The organism is Methylovorus glucosotrophus, from assembly GCF_009858335.1.
GTDB classification, from domain to species: Bacteria; Pseudomonadota; Gammaproteobacteria; order Burkholderiales; family Methylophilaceae; genus Methylovorus; species Methylovorus glucosotrophus.
On record NZ_VMSE01000001.1, the window covers coordinates 689,562 to 705,015 of the forward strand.

The window sequence follows — 15,454 nt, forward strand, 5'->3', positions numbered from 1 at the left end:
GTATATACGGGCGAAGTGTCCCGAGTAAGAGTTTGAAAAAGGGGAGCAACTGCTAAGTGGAGTGTCCAAATGACTAATTCAAAAGATAGCACTCAAGGAGTAATCCATACCAACACATACGCCCATCTTTGGCACGCTGCTAAAAGTGTGCTGGCAGTGGGTCAAGCGGTTCCCGCAGGAAGTACATGGCAGTTCCTTTCCAGCATCCTGCTGACATCCTTTGCATTCGAGGCGTACCTGAATCACATAGGCAATGTCATCTATGGAAAGGGTGAGTGGGGTCATCTTCATGGTAGGAAGTCCCCTATTGAGAAGCTTGAGGTGATCTATGGGAAACTTGATATTCAAGTACATACCAAGCAAGGGCTTGAAGCGTTTCAGACACTTATCAAGCTCTACAATTTCCGAAACAACATCGCCCATGTGAATACGGCATATCGTAAGGAAGAGTCATCCTCGAATATTGATCCTCCCTCGTTTGTTCAGTTTTTGGTCGGCGATGTACCGGAAGAGCAATGGGAGGCCCTGACCAGTGACGACAAATTTGCTAAAAAAGTCCTAAGGGATATGGAGTCTGTGGTTAAGTTGATACATAAAACGTCAGGAGATTCTTCGCCCTCTATGTCGATGCCCTCAGCCAATAACTAAATCCTCCGACGCAGTTTTCAGCGACTTTGCTATATCTATCTTGTTGAAGAAGCATAATAATTCACAATTCATCCCTCAGCGGGAGTGGATCATGGAACTGAAAGACTGGCAGCGTCTGCATGAAAAATGGGAAGTGGAGAAGGCAATACTGGCTGAATATCAAGATACAGTCGATCAAGAGACAGAGCTTGTTTTAATGGGAAAAAGTAGAGGCCCCACGAATGCTCTGAGGATACGCCTTGTCCAACAGCGTAAGCTTGAGTCTAATCTTAGGAATGAATTGGATCATTTCCTTGATGGGTGCTTTGATGTTGATGTAATTAACTAGAAGCGCTCAAGGGGGGGGCAATGTGGCGATGATTGATTAGCGTGTTCCTCCTATGCTGCTCTCGCAACCAGTTACCTCCACCCAGTGAAAGATATGAGAAGGAGCGCTTGTCAGGCGGATTACGAGTGCGAACTGATACCGGCAGGTGTGCATCATGAACACTTCAATGTTAGTGTTGCTGAGAAGTGGCAGATGGTTCATGAGGGAGGTCCGTCTTGATTCCGCCTCGTTTTCGGGCTTAAATACATATTGTTGACCTGGATCAGATATGAGACCAGACTCAATCACATACCTGTAAATTTTAGTAAACAATCTTACCCGAGAGGAGTAGGAGTATGGAACTGAATAACGATAATAAGGAAAACTTCGCCACTAATCCAGGTTGGCGCTGGAATGCGGTTGTCATAGCCCTTTTCTTGCTTGCGCTGGCATTCATAGGGTTGGCATTTATTTTGCTCATTGATCCTAAGTGGGCATATCAGACATTGCAGCCAGTAAAGTGAAAAAAGCTTCCTAAGGAAGCTTTTTTTATTATTCCAACAACAACATTTTTAGCGGAATCAGAATTTCTAATCAGTCAATTTCACAATGATCGCGAAATTGCTGTAATGCACGTACTTGCAGGTGTAGCGAGCATGTATTCAAGCGCAACCGCATGTTTATGCCGCTACATATTTCTCAAGTCTAAATTATCCCAAACTGCTCAGCAATAAACTCATCCAGCGCGCAGCGGGCCTCCCACTCCTTGTTGCGGTAATCCATCATGATTTCACGGAGTGCCCGGCTTGGGCCGGGGCCGCCCCTCTCTAATGCCATCCGCACCTCTGCATCGAGTTCATCTTGATGCGTACGGCAATTTGCCGTATGATTATATCAGGAGGATACAAACAATGCCCGCATCTGTCTCTACCGCCCGCCTCGAAGCCAGGATCAGCACCGATCTGCATTCGATGCTCAAGCGTGCCGCCGAACTTCAGGGGCGAACCATGACGGATTTTGTCGTGGCCGCTGTCCAGGATGCGGCGCAGCACGCTATAGAGCAAGCAGAAGTCATGCGCCTGTCACTGGCAGATCAGGAATGCTTTGCGCAAGCCCTGTTGTCGCCGCCGAAACCGACGCCGGCCTTGGAGCGTGCTTTCGCTCGACGTAGTAAGCTCTTGCGTACTGAATGAGTGGTGCGCCATTCCTTCTTGCGCCGCTTGATGCGGCGCATGATCGCACCACGTTCCGCAGCGATTCGGAGCCCCTAAACCGCTATCTAAGAGAGCAAGTCACCCAAGACATTCGACGCCGGGTGGCCGCTTGTTTCGTGGCCTTGGCAGACGGGCAGCGTATCGCAGGCTACTACACCTTGGCATCGGCAAGTCTGCTGCTGGCCGATCTGCCCAGCATCACCGGCAAGAAGTTGCCGCGCTATCCGACCGTTCCTGCCGTTCGTATGGGCCGCTTGGCTGTCGATCAGGCATTCAAAGGCCAAGGTCTTGGCGGAGCTCTGCTGGCCGATGCGCTCGACCGTGCCGCCCGTTCTGAGATTGCCGCCTTCGCGCTGATGGTGGACGCCAAGGATGAAGCTGCTGCAGATTTCTATCGGCATCATGGCTTTATCGCTTTGCCAGAATCGCCGCTAAACCTATTCCTGCCGCTGGCAACCATCCGGCCTGCTTGATAAAGGACTGAGCGTACTACGGGTTATTTTGAATAACCCTAGATCACTCCACAGCATCTAGGCTTAGGGCATATAATGTACGTTCGTACAGTAAATGCCAGCCTATATGATGACCAAGTTACTAGACAGAGTGCCGGTGCTCACCGCCGCCACGATTCCACTTTACGACAACCCCGTCGCCGCGGGATTCCCCAGCCCAGCTGCGGACCACGTTGAGGACCGGCTTAGCGCCGACGATTACCTGGTGGTCAACCCGACGGCGACCTACTTTGTCCGGGTGAAAGGTGATTCCATGATAGATGCCGGGATATTCGACGGCGATGTGCTTGTGGTCGACCGCTCCATCACGCCCAGCCTTGGCCATGTGGTGCTTGCCGAGGTGGACGGCGAGTTCACGGTGAAGTATTTGGGGCGCGGCAAGCTGCTGCCAGCGAACAGCAGCTATCAATCCATCTTTTTCAAAGAGGGGCAGACAGTAGAAATTATTGGGGTAGTAACTGGGTCGATGAGACGATTTGTCTAGTCTATCAGTATTAAAAGCGTACCCATAATGACCACCCAAAACAGAATTGCTATTTCAGCGGCATGGAGTACATACCACTTCTTTTCTCCGATTGGCTTTGTGGGCTCATCGAAGTTTTCAGACTTTTTCACTTTAAGACTCCCCTTGGATATGGGCAGACTTCTCCATAGAACTTTTTTTTGAGAAATCATAGATAGAGATGCTCAATCGCGCAATAGCCTTGATCGATGTCAACAACTTCTACGCCAGCTGTGAACGCGTGTTCAACCCAGCCCTGAAAGGCCGCGTAGTGGTGGTTCTATCGAATAACGACGGCTGCGTGGTAGCCAGGAGTGCCGAGGCAAAGGCACTGGGCATCAAAATGGGCGTGCCGTGGTTCCAGCTGAAGGAGGAAGCCAGGCGCCACAAGATCGTGGCGCTATCGAGCAACTACGCCCTCTACGCCGACATGAGCAACCGCGTCATGCAGATCATCAGCCAATATGCTCCCACGCAGGAGGTCTACAGCATCGATGAATCCTTCCTGGACCTCACTGGCATCCCGGGCAAACACACAGGTATCGCGCAAGACATGCGCGAGCGGATCCGGCAATGGACGGGGCTCCCAGTATGTGTCGGGATCGGCCCCAGCAAAACACTCGCCAAGCTGGCCAACCACACGGCCAAGAAGAAGCTCCTGGATGAAACCGGAGTATGTGACTTCAATGTGCTGCCCATAGATATCCTGGAGGCCACCATGGCCAGGATTGAGGTCGGTGACATTTGGGGAGTTGGCCGGAAGCTGTCGGCCAGGCTGGTTGACCTGGGCATCAAGACCGCCCTGGATCTGCGTCAGCAGGATCCGGAGTACATGCGGCAACAGTTCAGTGTCGTCATGGAAAAGACCGTACGGGAGCTCCAGGGGCATGCCTGTATGGAGCTTGAGGACCTGGTGCCGGACAAACAGCAGATCATCTCCAGCCGGTCCTTTGGCTACCCGGTCACTGACCACCAGAGTATCGCTGAAGCGGTGAGCCTGTATGTCAGCCGGGCGGCCGAGAAACTCCGCGCCCAGCAAGGTTATGCGGGCACGCTGCATGCGTTCATCCACACATCGCCGTTCGGTGATGGTCCCAAATATTCCAACAGCATGACGGTCCCGCTTCCATCGCCCACCGACGATACGATGCAGCTGATCAGCGTGGCGCTTTGGATCCTGAAGCATATATATAAGCCAGGCTTTCGTTATCAGAAGGCCGGCGTTATGCTGGGCGAAATCGTGCCTGCAGGCGGGCAGCAGAATGACCTATTCGGCTTCACCGTGGAAGCTGGGAAATCGGCCAGATTAATGGCCGCCCTGGATGCGGTAAACCGTAAGATGGGGAAGGGGGCACTGAGGTCGGCGGCTCAGGGATACCAGGCGCCATGGGCGATGAAGCAGGGGAATAAGAGTCCGGGGTATACGACCGACTGGGATAGCCTAATTCATACTTAGCTCATCGACATAAACGATCTTTCCACCACTTGGAGGGAAGTGGAAGTTAGGCTCTATTTGCATATTGTTTACAAAGATTCTTTATAAACTCCTATACACTTCAAAGATGAGATGTAGGTCAAGGTCTTCCGATATTGATCTTCGCCGCCTAAATAGCTACAGAACTAGAGAAGCCTATGAATGGGATTTATTCTCCAGCACTCGTAATTTTATCTTTTTTCATCGCAATATTAGCAAGTTACTCTGCTCTTGAGCTGTCTGCCAGAGTCAACACAACTGACTCCTCAAAAAAAATCCTCTGGATCATGGCCGGCGCCATTGCGGCTGGAACTGGCGTGTGGGCCATGCATTTCGTAGGAATGTTGGCATTCAAATTGCCCATCCCAATAGGATTTGATCCTTTCAAAACATTCGTCTCTTGGATGGCTCCGGTCATTTTCTCAGGCTGTGCATTGAGTCTTGTGCATAAAGCCACGCTCAGTACCAAAGATCTCTTTCTGGCTTCCCTAGCCATGGGATTCGCCATCGTTGTAATGCATTACCTGGGAATGTCGGCAATGGAGATGGCTCCGGGAATTGTGTATTCGTGGCCTTTAGTATTGTTGTCTATAGCAATCGCCGTCAGCTTGAGCGGGCTAGCAATATTCGTCATGCGAATGTTGGCTTCTCAAGACCGCGAATTTTTCAAAATAAAATTGCTTATAGCCATCATTTTGGGCGGAGCAATATGCGCCATGCACTACACAGGCATGTGGGCAGCGCATTTTCCATTTGGTACGATTTGCCGAGCGGCGAACAAAATCAATCACCGTTTCTTACCTGCCTTAGTGGGTCTACCCACTATTCTTCTCTTGTTAGTGTCTATTCTGATCGCTTATTACGATCGACGCAGGATCGAGCATATGAGGCTCGCAGAAACGGATGCGCTGACAGGGCTTAAGAATCGGCTTTATCTTCAAAAATACTTGGCCAAAAAGCAAGCAACTAATAGTGGGTTGTCTACAAATTATTATCTCGTGTTTTTAGATTTGGATGGTTTCAAACTCATTAACGACAGTTGGGGGCATGACGTTGGAGATGAAGTGCTGAAAGTGGCAGCTGAGCGACTAGTCAAGAGTGTTCGAGACAATGATCAGGTGATTCGCATGGGTGGGGATGAGTTTGTCATCATACTTGAAGACATTGATCTAGACTCGCTTCACCATGTATTGGACCGAATTCTGGAGGTCATGCAAAACTCGATGCAGCTTAGTAACGCGCTGGTTCATCTGACAGGCTCACTCGGCGTGGTAGGAAGTGAACATGCATCAGATCATAAAATGTTGCTCGTTAAAGCTGATACGGCCATGTATGAGTCGAAACGATTGGGGAAAAACCGCTGGGTAATGTACACCAGTGAGCTTGAGGATATCACCAAACGTTCCAACCAAATTTTTTCCGAGCTAAGTAAAGCAATAGATAACAACGAATTACGCCTATATTACCAAACCAAGCATGAGGCACATACGCATCGCACAGTCGGTGTTGAGGCACTTATAAGATGGCACGATTCAAATGGACGAGTATGGCTACCAAATGAATTTCTTCCTTATGCGGAAAAAGCAGGCCTGATTGCAGCCATCGGTCAATGGGTGATTGAAAATGCATTCGCCCAGTTAGAGAAATGGCAGAAACTTGGCATACCCATTTCCATCTCTATTAATCTCACATCTTTGCAAGTGCGAGATCCACGCTTTCTCGACAGAACTCATCAATTGCTTGAAAAGTACCCTATAGACGCTCAGTTAATAACATTTGAGATAAATGAAGCATTGGCCATGGAATATCAACCGAAGGAGTTCGATGTTTTCAAGGCGATTAGAGATAAAGGAATTAATATTGCTATAGATGACTTCGGAGCAGGGGACTCAAGCTTATCCAGCTTAAGGAAATTTCCTGCCAATGAACTCAAGATAGATGGCGTACTGATCCGGGATATTCAATCCTCTTCTAATTCCTTTCAGTTGGTCCAAGCATTAGTCATGTTGGGGCATGCTCTAGGGTTGAAAGTTGTCGCCGAAGGTATTGAAGATGCACAGTTGATTAATTTGCTAGAACAAGCTGGGTGCGATGTCTTACAAGGCTTCTCATTATCGAAACCTCTCCCGGCTGATCAAATGACATCTTATCTTGCGTTAAATGAAATGCTGCTATCCAAGAATTAATTTCGGTAAATTTCAATTGAACACACCATTAATTGTTAAATTGGATCGAATATGAAAATGATTAATTCTCAAGATGGTGCTTAATAGTTGATGCTATGCGGGTATGTATTTTTTTACTGCAAATTTACCACAATGAACTATGCAAAATGATGCATTCCTGAACACGAGGAAGCAATTGGAAAAGTGACAACATATTGAAATTATAGGAAAATCTGGCGCGCCCGACAGGAGTCGAACCTGTGACCTTTGGCTTCGGAAACCAACACTCTATCCAACTGAGCTACGGGCGCGTATAGAAATACTGCGAACAAGATTATAGCAAATGCACGCTAGCTTGTCCTTTTACCTGTAGGCGCTTCAACGTATAATCACTACTTTTCGTATGGGTATAAGGGTTTATCGTCATGGGTGAGCATCATCACGAATTTCCAAAAACAACAGTGACGCAGGTGGTGCTGGCTACCTTGGGGGGATTGTTTGCACCCGCGCTGGTGATTTTTCTGATTGTTAAGATGTTGTTTGGTATACAGGCTTCGCATCTGGTGGATGCAGACCCTGCTATTCAGCAAGCCGTGGTTGAAGAGCGTATCAAGCCGGTTGCGCAGGTGGAAGTGGCTGACAACAGCGGTCCGCATGTGGACAAAACGGGTGAACAAGTTGTGACGGCTGTCTGTTCTGCCTGTCACGCTGCCGGTGCATTGGGTTCGCCCAAGATTGGCGACAAGGCTGCCTGGGGCCCACGTATTGCCCAAGGGTATGAAACCCTGATCAAGCACGCCATTGAGGGTATTCGTTCCATGCCTGCGCGTGGCGGCAACCCGGACCTGACCGACAATGAAGTTGCCAATGCCGTGGCTTATATGGCAAATCAGGCTGGTGCAAGTTTCAAATCGCCTGAGCTGGGTGGTGCCTCACATGGTGGCGCAGCGCCTGCCGCCGCCGCTGAAGCTGCCCCTGCTGCTGCGCCAGCCGCGGCTCCTGTTGCTGCCGCTCCTGCACCAGCTCCTGCTGCACAAGCCAAGGCTGCAGCCCCAGCGGCTCCTGCTGCTGCTCCGGCGGAAGAAGCCAAGCCAGCCGTGGTTGCAGAAGCTCCTAAACCTGCTGCCAGTGGCAAGTCTGGCGAAGAAGTGGTCAAGGGCGTTTGCGCCATGTGCCATGCTGGCGGCCTGATGGGCGCTCCTAAAATTGGTGACAAGGATGGTTGGGCGCCACGTATTGCGCAAGGCTACGATACTCTGGTGCAACATGCGATTCATGGTATTCGCATGATGCCAGCCAAGGGTGGCAATCCTGGCTTGAGTGATGCGGAAGTTGCCCGTGCCGTGGCTTATATGGCAAACCAGGGCGGCGCCAACTTCAAGGCCGACTAATTTGATCATGCGGTGCTGCCATGCAGCATCGCTTAAGTGAGTTCATGCTATGGCAACCTACGCAATCGGTGATCTGCAAGGTTGCCATTTTTCATTTCAGCATCTGCTGAGCCATATTCAATTTGACCCTGCCCGCGATCGTCTGTGGCTGGTGGGCGATCTCATCAATCGTGGCGGACATTCCCTGCAAGTGTTGCGCTGGTTGCATCAGCACCGGCAATCCATCGTTGCCGTGCTGGGCAATCACGATCTGCATGCGCTGGCAGTAGCCGAAGGGTTTGTGCAGCCGCACCGCAGTGATACCTTGCAGGAAATACTGGACGCGCCCGACCGCGATGACCTTCTGAATTGGCTGCGCAGCTTGCCGCTGGTGCATGCCGAGGCGGAGTATCTGATGGTGCATGCGGGTTTGTTGCCGCAATGGAGCGCTACGGACGCACTGACTCTGGGTGCCGAGGTGGCTGAAGCCCTGCGTGGGCCTGACTATCGTGATTTTCTGCGCCATATGTATGGCAATCATCCGGTCGCCTGGGATGACAGCTTGCATGGCATGGACCGGCTGCGAATGATCACCAACGCCATGACGCGCTTGCGTATCTGCACGCTGGCGGGGGAAATGGACTTCAAGTTCAAGAGCGAGCTGGATGAGATTCCTGCAGGTTATGTGCCGTGGTTTGAGGTGCCGCAACGGCGCTCTGCCGATACCGCCATCGTGTTTGGGCACTGGTCAGCCCTGGGTTTGCAGCAGCGGGATAATCTGTTCGCGCTCGACACTGGATGCTTGTGGGGTGGCAGCCTTACCGCCATGCGCCTGGAAGACCGGACCATTTTTCAGGTGCCCTGCAGCCCGGAAGACTCACCCCGCAAGATCAAGCCGGCTGGCAATCGCTTGCCTGGCCTGTAGCGTCAGGCTGCGCCTGTCATGCCCGGCGGGGCTGATGGGCGGCGCAAAGTCGAGCTCGACAACAGGTTTGCGGCATGCCAGTACCTTGGCAATCGACTGCATCAGGGTGATGTCTCCCCAATATGCCATCTCGGTATTTGCACTGCCATCCTCCCGCGGGTAGCGAATCGCTACCGGCCACACCATGCTGTCGGCATCAATCGCGGCTTGCATCAGGCTGCCCTTGAAGGGTTTCAGCTCGGTGCCATCCGTCGTCGTGCCTTCGGGGAAATAGCAAAGGCAATCGCCCGCCTGCAGGCTGCTTACCGCTTCAGCCACCATGCGCGACGTATCCTGCTTGCGCTGGCGGTCTATGAAGAATGTATTCACCTTGCGCGCAAACCAGCCAAATACCGGCCAGTCCCGCACTTCAGATTTCGCGATAAAACGCACCGTGCGCACGCTGTTAAGCGCATGGATATCGACCCAGGAAACATGGTTGCCAACCAGCATGGCGGAGGCCATGTCCGGATGCGGTGGCGATCCTTTCACCACCACGCGGATGTTCATGACCTGCATCAAACCACGTGCCCAGCGGCTGATCACCCGGTCGCGCTGCCGCGCACTGAGGCGCGGCAACAGCAGGGTGGCAATCAGCATGCCATTGAACATGTGCAGGACGATACGGATTACCCGGAAAATGCGGGTGATAGGGGAGCTTGGTTTTTCCAATTATTTGAAGAAGTGAGCCGCATAGCGCTTGTTGATACGCGACAAAGGTAACATGACCAGCATGTCTGCGGTATTGAAATCTGGATCCCAGGCTGGCTCGCCGCAGATGTAGGCGCCCAGGCGCAAATAGCCCTTGATCAGCGGTGGGCAATTCACGTCAAGCGAGGTCTGCAGCGCGTTCAGTGGCAATGGGCAACGTGGGAAAACACGATATTCCGGCGGGCTGAGGTGATCCTGCGCCAGCTGTGTATACAGACTGGCTGCCATGTGGCCGCCATCGGCCATGCCCACGCTGCCGCAGCCTATCATGTATTCATAGCGGTGCGTTTGCATGTATTTGGCAAGGCCTGCCCACAACAGGGTAATGGTGCCGCCCATGCGATAGTCCGGGTGTACGCAGGCACGGCCTACTTCCACGGTGCGATCAAACAGATGTTGCAAACGGCTCAGATCAAATTCACCAGCGGAATAGTAACCACCGGCTTCAGCGGCCATGCTGGGGTTCAGAATACGATAGGTGCCAACGACTTCGCCGCTTTTTGTTTCACGTACCAGCAAATGATCGCAAAAGGCATCGAAGCCATCACGGTCCAGACCGTCCTGCCCATTGATGCGGGCGCCCATTTCTTCAGCAAATATCTTGTAGCGCAAACGTTGTGCTTCTGCAATTTCGGAAGGATTGCGCGCCAGAGTCACGTGCAGATGGCTGGGCTCGCTGTGCAAGCCGGTTGAGACATGCTTTTCTAGCAATTGAATCTCTCCTGCTGATTTAAGATAGGAGAGAATTTACGAATCTTTTATGACGGAACGGTGACGGCCATTTGAAGCTTGCATGAATTGCCCGTCGGGAGTGATGGCGGCAACGGGCAAAATAAAGCCCGGCAATCTCTCGCCGGGTTTTATGGGGTGCAGATAATGCCTGCTTAGTGGCTGACGCGAGTGGTACCGCCGCTTTCCAGGATACGCACACGTTCGCCAGGCTGGAACTGGTCGTCCGCTTCCTGCACTACGGCGATCATCGTGCCGCTATCCAGCTTGACGGTGATCTCAAGACCATCCTTGCGGGTCAGGCCTTCTTCTGCCGCTGAGCCTGCCAGGCCGCCGACAATCGCGCCCAATACGGTAGCAATTGCCTGGCCTTTGCCGCCGCCCATGGTGCTGCCTGCCACGCCACCGACCACGGCGCCGCCAGCAGTACCGACCGGCGATTTGGTGCCTTCCAGCTTGACCGTGCGTACGCTTTCCACGACACCCATTTTGACCGTTTGTACCTTGCGGGCTTCATCCCGGCTATACACGCTGCCAGAGTTTGAACTGGCGCACGCGCCCAGCATGGCCAGCATGACTGCAATCCCCACTAATTTCACTGTATTCACTTAATGACTCCTTTAACCCAGATTGATTGAGCTGCCAAATGCCTGTTGATACCTCTGTGCGATTTCTTCGCGGCTTGGCTGATGGTTTTGTGCACCGCGATGCGCAATTTTAATTGCCCCCATCACCGAAGCCAGCTGCCCGCTCTGTTGCCAGTCCCAGCCTTGGCTGATGCCGTAAAGCAAGCCAGCGCGGTAGGCATCGCCACACCCGGTAGGGTCGGTCACGGCTGAAGCTTCAACGCATGGAATATGCAGGCGTTTACCTTCCGTGTATATGTGTGACCCCTCGCTACCTAGGGTTACGATCAATGCCTTTACCTTGCCAGCAATGGTATCAAGGGTAAGACCGGTTTTTTCCTGCAGAAGTTGCGCCTCATAGTCATTGACGGCCACATAGTCGGCCAGCTCAATGAAATGCAGCAGTTCTTCACCATTAAACATGGGCAGGCCCTGGCCTGGGTCGAACAGGAAGGGGATGCCCGCATCGCTGCATTCTTTGGCATGAAGGAACATGGCATCGCGGCCATCAGGCGCAATAATGGTGAGGCTGACATCTTTGGCATCGTGCACGCTATTGCTGTGCGCTGCGCTCATGGCGCCAGGGTGGAAGGCCGTGATCTGGTTGTCATCCTGATCGGTGGTAATGAAGGCCTGTGCGGTGAAGGTATCGGGAATCACCTTAATGTGCGCGCTATCCAGCGACTGTTTGTCCAGCCATTTGCTGTAGGGCTGAAAGTCTTCGCCGACGGTCGCCATGATCAAGGGTGCGCCGCCCAGGAGTTGCAGATTGTAGGCAATGTTGCCGGCAGTGCCGCCATATTCGCGCCGCATTTCCGGCACAAAAAAGCAGACATTCAGCATGTGAATTTTTTCGGGCAGGATGTGATTCTTGAAGCTGTCCCCAAACACCATGATGGTGTCGTAAGCCATCGAGCCGCAGATCAGAGTTTTCATTATGTGGGCTAAGAAGATAAAGCCACATTATCAGCGAGTAGCGGCTCGCCGGGCAAGTGCGCTGACGCGCTATGTCAGCTTTTAAGTGCGTTATCGATCAGGACTTTGGCGGCTTTTTTGGCATATTTCACTGCACCTGAGCCGCGCTTCATCTGTTCAGCCTGCATGGCGCCTTCAATCAGCAGCGACAGTTGCAGGGCCAGACCCTCGGTATCCTGAATGCCGGCTTCGGTGGCAAGGGTTGCCAGATACTGCCGGAACTGCCGGGATTGCTCGGCCGACAGGCGGTGCACCGGATTCTCTTCATTGGGGAACTCGGCAGACGCTTTGAGAAAGGCCATACCGCGGAAGTCAGGCGACGTTACCCATTCTTCAATGAAGTCGAATAGCTTTTGCAGTTTTTCGGCGGGCTTTTTGGTGTTGGTCTCGAACTTCTGTTGCAGCCAGGATTGAAAGTCCTGATGGCCTTGCTGCAATACTTCCAGAATCAAGTCTTCCTTGCTGTGAAAGTATTTGTACAAGGTCATTTTGGTGGTGCCGGCGACGGCGACAATGGTGTCGACGCCGGTAGAGTTGATGCCCCGTGTCTGGAAGAGATCGGTAGCCACACTAAGTATTTTTGCCCGTAATGGAGACATGGTCTGGTGTTTCCTGATGATGATTAAATTCTATCGTAAAGCATTCAATAAATATACAAATCTGTATATTTTTATGCGGCGCCCTTATTCATCCATAAGAACGGGATTTTTTCACAGGCGCCAGGCGAAAAAGTCATGTACAGTCCTTGCGCCGTAAGTCATGCGGCCATTTTCATTTATTAACCGAGGTATGTATGCGTACACTTAAAAGAGCTTTAGTTCTGGCTGCTTTTGCTTTACCGGTGGTATCAATCGCGGCGATTGATGAAACCCTGCGAATCCGTGAAACCATCGAAATCAATGCCCCTGCTGACAAGGTTTGGGCGCATGCCGGAAACTTCGCCGATATGTCCTGGCATCCCGCTGTGGCTAAAACCACGCTGTCCGGTGGCACTGCCAATGCTGCAGGCGCCCAGCGTGTACTCGTGCTCAAAGATGGCGGCACCATTCACGAAACGCTCACGGAGTTTGATGATGCGAATCATGTGTTGAAATACACCATCACGGAAAGCGTGCTGCCGCTGCGTGAATATGACTCCACGCTGCAGGTGCAAGCGGTGGGCGAAGGCAAAACCAAAGTGACCTGGAAGAGCATGTTCAAGCGCAAGGATCCAGCGCATGAGCCCAAAGCCGGGGAGGATGACAAGACTGCACGTGATACGGTGACTTCCATTTATCAAAGCGGCCTGCAAAATCTTAAAGCACTTTCCGAAAAATAATACTGCCCGCTATACGTAATAAAGCCGGCAATGGCCGGCTTTATTATTTGTCACTAACTCGTTGAGTTTTTCATCAGCATCGGCGTGTAGTTGCAGCTGACTTGCTGCAACAGTTTGTTTACAACATCCTGATCGCTGACCTTGGTCGATACCTTGCCGTTCACGACATACTCAATATAAATCCCACGTTCCGATTCGGGCAGCACCAGTGCTTGCGGGTAGTCGCAGCTTCCTGTGCGCATCTGTTCAATTTTGGCGTACATGGCTGCCGTGCGGGCCGGATTGGCGACCGAGAAATCAGGGGCCATGCGCGTCTCCGCGGGTTTTGCCGAAGCATTCAAGGCCGCGACGATAAATGGCCCTGAGGGCTGGAATTCGCTTTGCAAAGCGATGCTGGTGCTGCCCAGCAAGGTAAACAAACCTGCTGCCATGGCGTAAGCCAGCACCTTGCCTGCAGGCTTATGCTCAGGTGCCTGAGCTTGTAACATGGCGTCGGCTGCAATACGGGCGTGGTGCAGCGCGCGTGAGGTGGGGGAGGCTAGCTCCGTTTCAAGCGCTTGCTGCATCATGAAGTAGAGTTGCTGCGCCAGCAGGTCCGGCATTTCTATCGCCATGGCTTGCGTCTGGATTTGCATGAAGCGTAGCATGGCGCTATCTGCGGCAATGTCTGCTTCGCCAGGCAGTGCTATCGGATTGCTGGCGGCTTCTGCCAGAAGATCAAACGCATTCAGCAGGCGCTGGCCAGGGTCGCTCGAGGATTTTTGTATCCTGGCGATCAGCAGCTCCGAGTTGAATAATGGATGGGCTGACATGGCTAGAAGGGTTTCACCTCAACCAGAATAATAATGGCAATTAGCGACAGCACCGGAGCTTCGTTAAGCCAGCGGTAAAACACATGGCCGTGCTGATTGCGGTCGTGGGCGAAGTCACGCACGAGCTTGCCGCAATAGAGGTGGTAGAGCACCAGCAATACTACCAGCGATACCTTGGCATGCAGCCAGCCGCCACTGAAGCCGTATCCCAGCCACAGCCACAGCCCAAAGGCGATGGTCAGCACCGCGCCGGGAGTCATGATGCCGTAAAACAGCTTGCGCTCCATGATTTTGAAACGGGCGTTACTGGTCTCGTCGCTGGACATGGCGTGATAAACGAAGAGCCGTGGCAAATAAAACAGCCCTGCGAACCAGGTCACCATGAAAATGATGTGCCACGCCTTGATCCAGAGCATGGCTAGCCTTTTTTGCCCAGTTGTTGATCCAGCAGCTCGTGCAGGGATTTGAAATCAAGCTCGCCTATGGCTTTGCGGATGATTTTGCCATCTTTGTCCAGCACGAAGGTGGTAGGCGTGACGCGTACTTCGTTGAATTGCATGCTCATGTCACCGGTGTCGTCATGAGTGACTTTAAATGGCAGGGAATTTTTGGCGGTGTAATTTTTGACCTGATCAATAGGATCATAGGGCATGGCGATCGCCACGACCTCAAAGCCACGCTCATGATATTGATGCCAGGTCTGGATCAAAGCTGGCATTTCCGCAATACAGCCGGGGCAATCCGTCGCCCAGAAATTGACCAGCACCACTTTGCCACGCAGATCCTGCATGCTGGAGGTTTTGCCATCCAGGGTGGTAAAGCTGATATTCGGCGCAGTGGGCTTGCTGGCCAGCGTGTAGGCAAGAAAGCCCAGCAGCAGGACCAGCAACAAGGGGAATAGCAGTTTGCGAGGGGAGTTAAATAAGGATTTCATCTTTAAATATGAGCGATCTGCGATGCACGCGTTATTGTCGTGGGTTTGCTGGAGCTTGTCATCAGGAATCTGCGCCTGTAAATGGACGACTGTATGAATTTTGCATCACGCATAAGCTTAATACCTGACAAATTCAGTCTGCTAATAAACTGCAATGTTGCCCATGGTATAATTGCGCTTTTGGTTACCTTCC

19 protein-coding genes and 1 tRNA gene are annotated in these 15,454 nt (G+C 52.2%); 11 read left to right on the top strand and 9 right to left on the bottom strand.

Going from position 1 to position 15,454, the window contains the following annotated elements:
- The first annotated feature begins 69 nt into the window (after nt 1-69).
- The 8 genes from FNL37_RS03240 (at nt 70) to FNL37_RS03270 (ending at nt 6,843) form a co-directional block, all read left to right on the top strand.
- Entirely contained in the window at nt 70-648 is a 579-nt protein-coding gene (locus FNL37_RS03240; protein WP_159355119.1) for a hypothetical protein, read from the top strand.
- Between the two features lie 91 nt (nt 649-739).
- Nucleotides 740-976, top strand: coding sequence for a hypothetical protein (locus tag FNL37_RS03245; protein ID WP_159355120.1), 237 nt, complete (start codon nt 740-742; stop codon nt 974-976).
- A 335-nt stretch (nt 977-1,311) separates the two neighbouring features.
- Nucleotides 1,312-1,479, top strand: coding sequence for a hypothetical protein (locus FNL37_RS13885; RefSeq protein WP_170291266.1), 168 nt, complete (start codon nt 1,312-1,314; stop codon nt 1,477-1,479).
- 387 nt (nt 1,480-1,866) lie between these two features.
- Nucleotides 1,867-2,148, top strand: coding sequence for a type II toxin-antitoxin system TacA family antitoxin (locus FNL37_RS03250; protein WP_159355121.1), 282 nt, complete (start codon nt 1,867-1,869; stop codon nt 2,146-2,148).
- Complete coding sequence (locus FNL37_RS03255; protein ID WP_159355122.1) at nt 2,145-2,642, top strand: GNAT family N-acetyltransferase; 498 nt, start codon at nt 2,145-2,147, stop codon at nt 2,640-2,642. Before FNL37_RS03250 ends, FNL37_RS03255 begins: the two co-directional genes overlap by 4 nt.
- 106 nt (nt 2,643-2,748) lie before the next feature.
- Nucleotides 2,749-3,165 (top strand): LexA family protein, encoded by a 417-nt coding sequence (locus FNL37_RS03260; RefSeq protein WP_159355123.1) that lies wholly within the window; start codon nt 2,749-2,751, stop codon nt 3,163-3,165.
- Between the two features lie 199 nt (nt 3,166-3,364).
- Nucleotides 3,365-4,639: a Y-family DNA polymerase gene (locus tag FNL37_RS03265; RefSeq protein ID WP_159355124.1), complete on the top strand. Its 1,275-nt coding sequence runs from the start codon at nt 3,365-3,367 to the stop codon at nt 4,637-4,639.
- A 176-nt stretch (nt 4,640-4,815) separates the two neighbouring features.
- On the top strand, nt 4,816-6,843 hold the full coding sequence (locus FNL37_RS03270; RefSeq protein WP_159355125.1) for a putative bifunctional diguanylate cyclase/phosphodiesterase: 2,028 nt from the start codon (nt 4,816-4,818) through the stop codon (nt 6,841-6,843).
- Nucleotides 6,844-7,056: 213 nt separating this feature from the next.
- Here the strand turns inward: FNL37_RS03270 and FNL37_RS03275 are convergent.
- Nucleotides 7,057-7,133, bottom strand: a tRNA-Arg gene (locus FNL37_RS03275).
- 114 nt (nt 7,134-7,247) lie between these two features.
- On the opposite strand from FNL37_RS03275, the gene FNL37_RS03280 reads away from it, so the two are divergent.
- Both FNL37_RS03280 and FNL37_RS03285 read left to right on the top strand, forming a co-directional pair.
- A complete protein-coding gene (locus FNL37_RS03280) occupies nt 7,248-8,213 on the top strand; it encodes a c-type cytochrome (protein ID WP_159355126.1) in 966 nt (321 codons plus the stop codon).
- A 49-nt stretch (nt 8,214-8,262) separates the two neighbouring features.
- Nucleotides 8,263-9,117: a symmetrical bis(5'-nucleosyl)-tetraphosphatase gene (locus tag FNL37_RS03285; protein ID WP_159355127.1), complete on the top strand. Its 855-nt coding sequence runs from the start codon at nt 8,263-8,265 to the stop codon at nt 9,115-9,117.
- Here the strand turns inward: FNL37_RS03285 and FNL37_RS03290 are convergent.
- From FNL37_RS03290 to FNL37_RS03310, 5 genes are all read right to left on the bottom strand, one after another.
- Complete coding sequence (locus tag FNL37_RS03290; protein ID WP_244948188.1) at nt 9,070-9,828, bottom strand: lysophospholipid acyltransferase family protein; 759 nt, start codon at nt 9,826-9,828, stop codon at nt 9,070-9,072. The genes FNL37_RS03285 and FNL37_RS03290 overlap by 48 nt on opposite strands.
- The gene (locus tag FNL37_RS03295) at nt 9,829-10,578 is read right to left on the bottom strand and encodes a GNAT family N-acetyltransferase (protein WP_159355128.1); all 750 of its coding nucleotides are present in this window, start codon (nt 10,576-10,578) and stop codon (nt 9,829-9,831) included.
- A gap of 173 nt (nt 10,579-10,751) precedes the next feature.
- Complete coding sequence (locus FNL37_RS03300) at nt 10,752-11,171, bottom strand: outer membrane lipoprotein (protein WP_374189356.1); 420 nt, start codon at nt 11,169-11,171, stop codon at nt 10,752-10,754.
- Nucleotides 11,172-11,216: 45 nt separating this feature from the next.
- Nucleotides 11,217-12,158, bottom strand: a complete 942-nt coding sequence (locus tag FNL37_RS03305) for a carbohydrate kinase family protein (protein WP_159355129.1) — start codon at nt 12,156-12,158, stop codon at nt 11,217-11,219.
- 74 nt (nt 12,159-12,232) lie between these two features.
- Nucleotides 12,233-12,796, bottom strand: a complete 564-nt coding sequence (locus FNL37_RS03310; RefSeq protein ID WP_159355130.1) for a TetR/AcrR family transcriptional regulator — start codon at nt 12,794-12,796, stop codon at nt 12,233-12,235.
- Between the two features lie 194 nt (nt 12,797-12,990).
- On the opposite strand from FNL37_RS03310, the gene FNL37_RS03315 reads away from it, so the two are divergent.
- Nucleotides 12,991-13,515, top strand: a complete 525-nt coding sequence (locus FNL37_RS03315) for an SRPBCC family protein (RefSeq protein WP_013442989.1) — start codon at nt 12,991-12,993, stop codon at nt 13,513-13,515.
- A gap of 53 nt (nt 13,516-13,568) precedes the next feature.
- Here FNL37_RS03315 and FNL37_RS03320 read toward each other — a convergent pair whose 3' ends face one another.
- From FNL37_RS03320 to FNL37_RS03330, 3 genes are read right to left on the bottom strand one after another with little or no spacing between them, the layout of a single operon-like run.
- The gene (locus FNL37_RS03320) at nt 13,569-14,327 is read right to left on the bottom strand and encodes a hypothetical protein (RefSeq protein WP_159355131.1); all 759 of its coding nucleotides are present in this window, start codon (nt 14,325-14,327) and stop codon (nt 13,569-13,571) included.
- Nucleotides 14,328-14,329: 2 nt separating this feature from the next.
- The gene (hemJ, locus tag FNL37_RS03325) at nt 14,330-14,743 is read right to left on the bottom strand and encodes a protoporphyrinogen oxidase HemJ (protein WP_159355132.1); all 414 of its coding nucleotides are present in this window, start codon (nt 14,741-14,743) and stop codon (nt 14,330-14,332) included.
- 2 nt (nt 14,744-14,745) lie between these two features.
- Nucleotides 14,746-15,261, bottom strand: coding sequence for a peroxiredoxin family protein (locus FNL37_RS03330; protein ID WP_159355133.1), 516 nt, complete (start codon nt 15,259-15,261; stop codon nt 14,746-14,748).
- Nucleotides 15,262-15,454 lie beyond the last annotated feature (193 nt).

Coding starts and splice junctions, on each gene's coding strand:
- hemJ (WP_159355132.1), bottom strand. CDS start 14,743: ATGCTCTGGATCAAGGCGTGGCACATCATTTTCATGGTGACCTGGTTC.
- FNL37_RS03265 (WP_159355124.1), top strand. CDS start 3,365: ATGCTCAATCGCGCAATAGCCTTGATCGATGTCAACAACTTCTACGCC.
- FNL37_RS03320 (WP_159355131.1), bottom strand. CDS start 14,327: ATGTCAGCCCATCCATTATTCAACTCGGAGCTGCTGATCGCCAGGATA.
- FNL37_RS03250 (WP_159355121.1), top strand. CDS start 1,867: ATGCCCGCATCTGTCTCTACCGCCCGCCTCGAAGCCAGGATCAGCACC.
- FNL37_RS03260 (WP_159355123.1), top strand. CDS start 2,749: ATGATGACCAAGTTACTAGACAGAGTGCCGGTGCTCACCGCCGCCACG.
- FNL37_RS03330 (WP_159355133.1), bottom strand. CDS start 15,261: ATGAAATCCTTATTTAACTCCCCTCGCAAACTGCTATTCCCCTTGTTG.
- FNL37_RS03305 (WP_159355129.1), bottom strand. CDS start 12,158: ATGAAAACTCTGATCTGCGGCTCGATGGCTTACGACACCATCATGGTG.
- FNL37_RS03310 (WP_159355130.1), bottom strand. CDS start 12,796: ATGTCTCCATTACGGGCAAAAATACTTAGTGTGGCTACCGATCTCTTC.
- FNL37_RS13885 (WP_170291266.1), top strand. CDS start 1,312: ATGGAACTGAATAACGATAATAAGGAAAACTTCGCCACTAATCCAGGT.
- FNL37_RS03240 (WP_159355119.1), top strand. CDS start 70: ATGACTAATTCAAAAGATAGCACTCAAGGAGTAATCCATACCAACACA.
- FNL37_RS03285 (WP_159355127.1), top strand. CDS start 8,263: ATGGCAACCTACGCAATCGGTGATCTGCAAGGTTGCCATTTTTCATTT.
- FNL37_RS03315 (WP_013442989.1), top strand. CDS start 12,991: ATGCGTACACTTAAAAGAGCTTTAGTTCTGGCTGCTTTTGCTTTACCG.
- FNL37_RS03255 (WP_159355122.1), top strand. CDS start 2,145: ATGAGTGGTGCGCCATTCCTTCTTGCGCCGCTTGATGCGGCGCATGAT.
- FNL37_RS03280 (WP_159355126.1), top strand. CDS start 7,248: ATGGGTGAGCATCATCACGAATTTCCAAAAACAACAGTGACGCAGGTG.
- FNL37_RS03245 (WP_159355120.1), top strand. CDS start 740: ATGGAACTGAAAGACTGGCAGCGTCTGCATGAAAAATGGGAAGTGGAG.
- FNL37_RS03300 (WP_374189356.1), bottom strand. CDS start 11,171: ATGCTGGCCATGCTGGGCGCGTGCGCCAGTTCAAACTCTGGCAGCGTG.
- FNL37_RS03270 (WP_159355125.1), top strand. CDS start 4,816: ATGAATGGGATTTATTCTCCAGCACTCGTAATTTTATCTTTTTTCATC.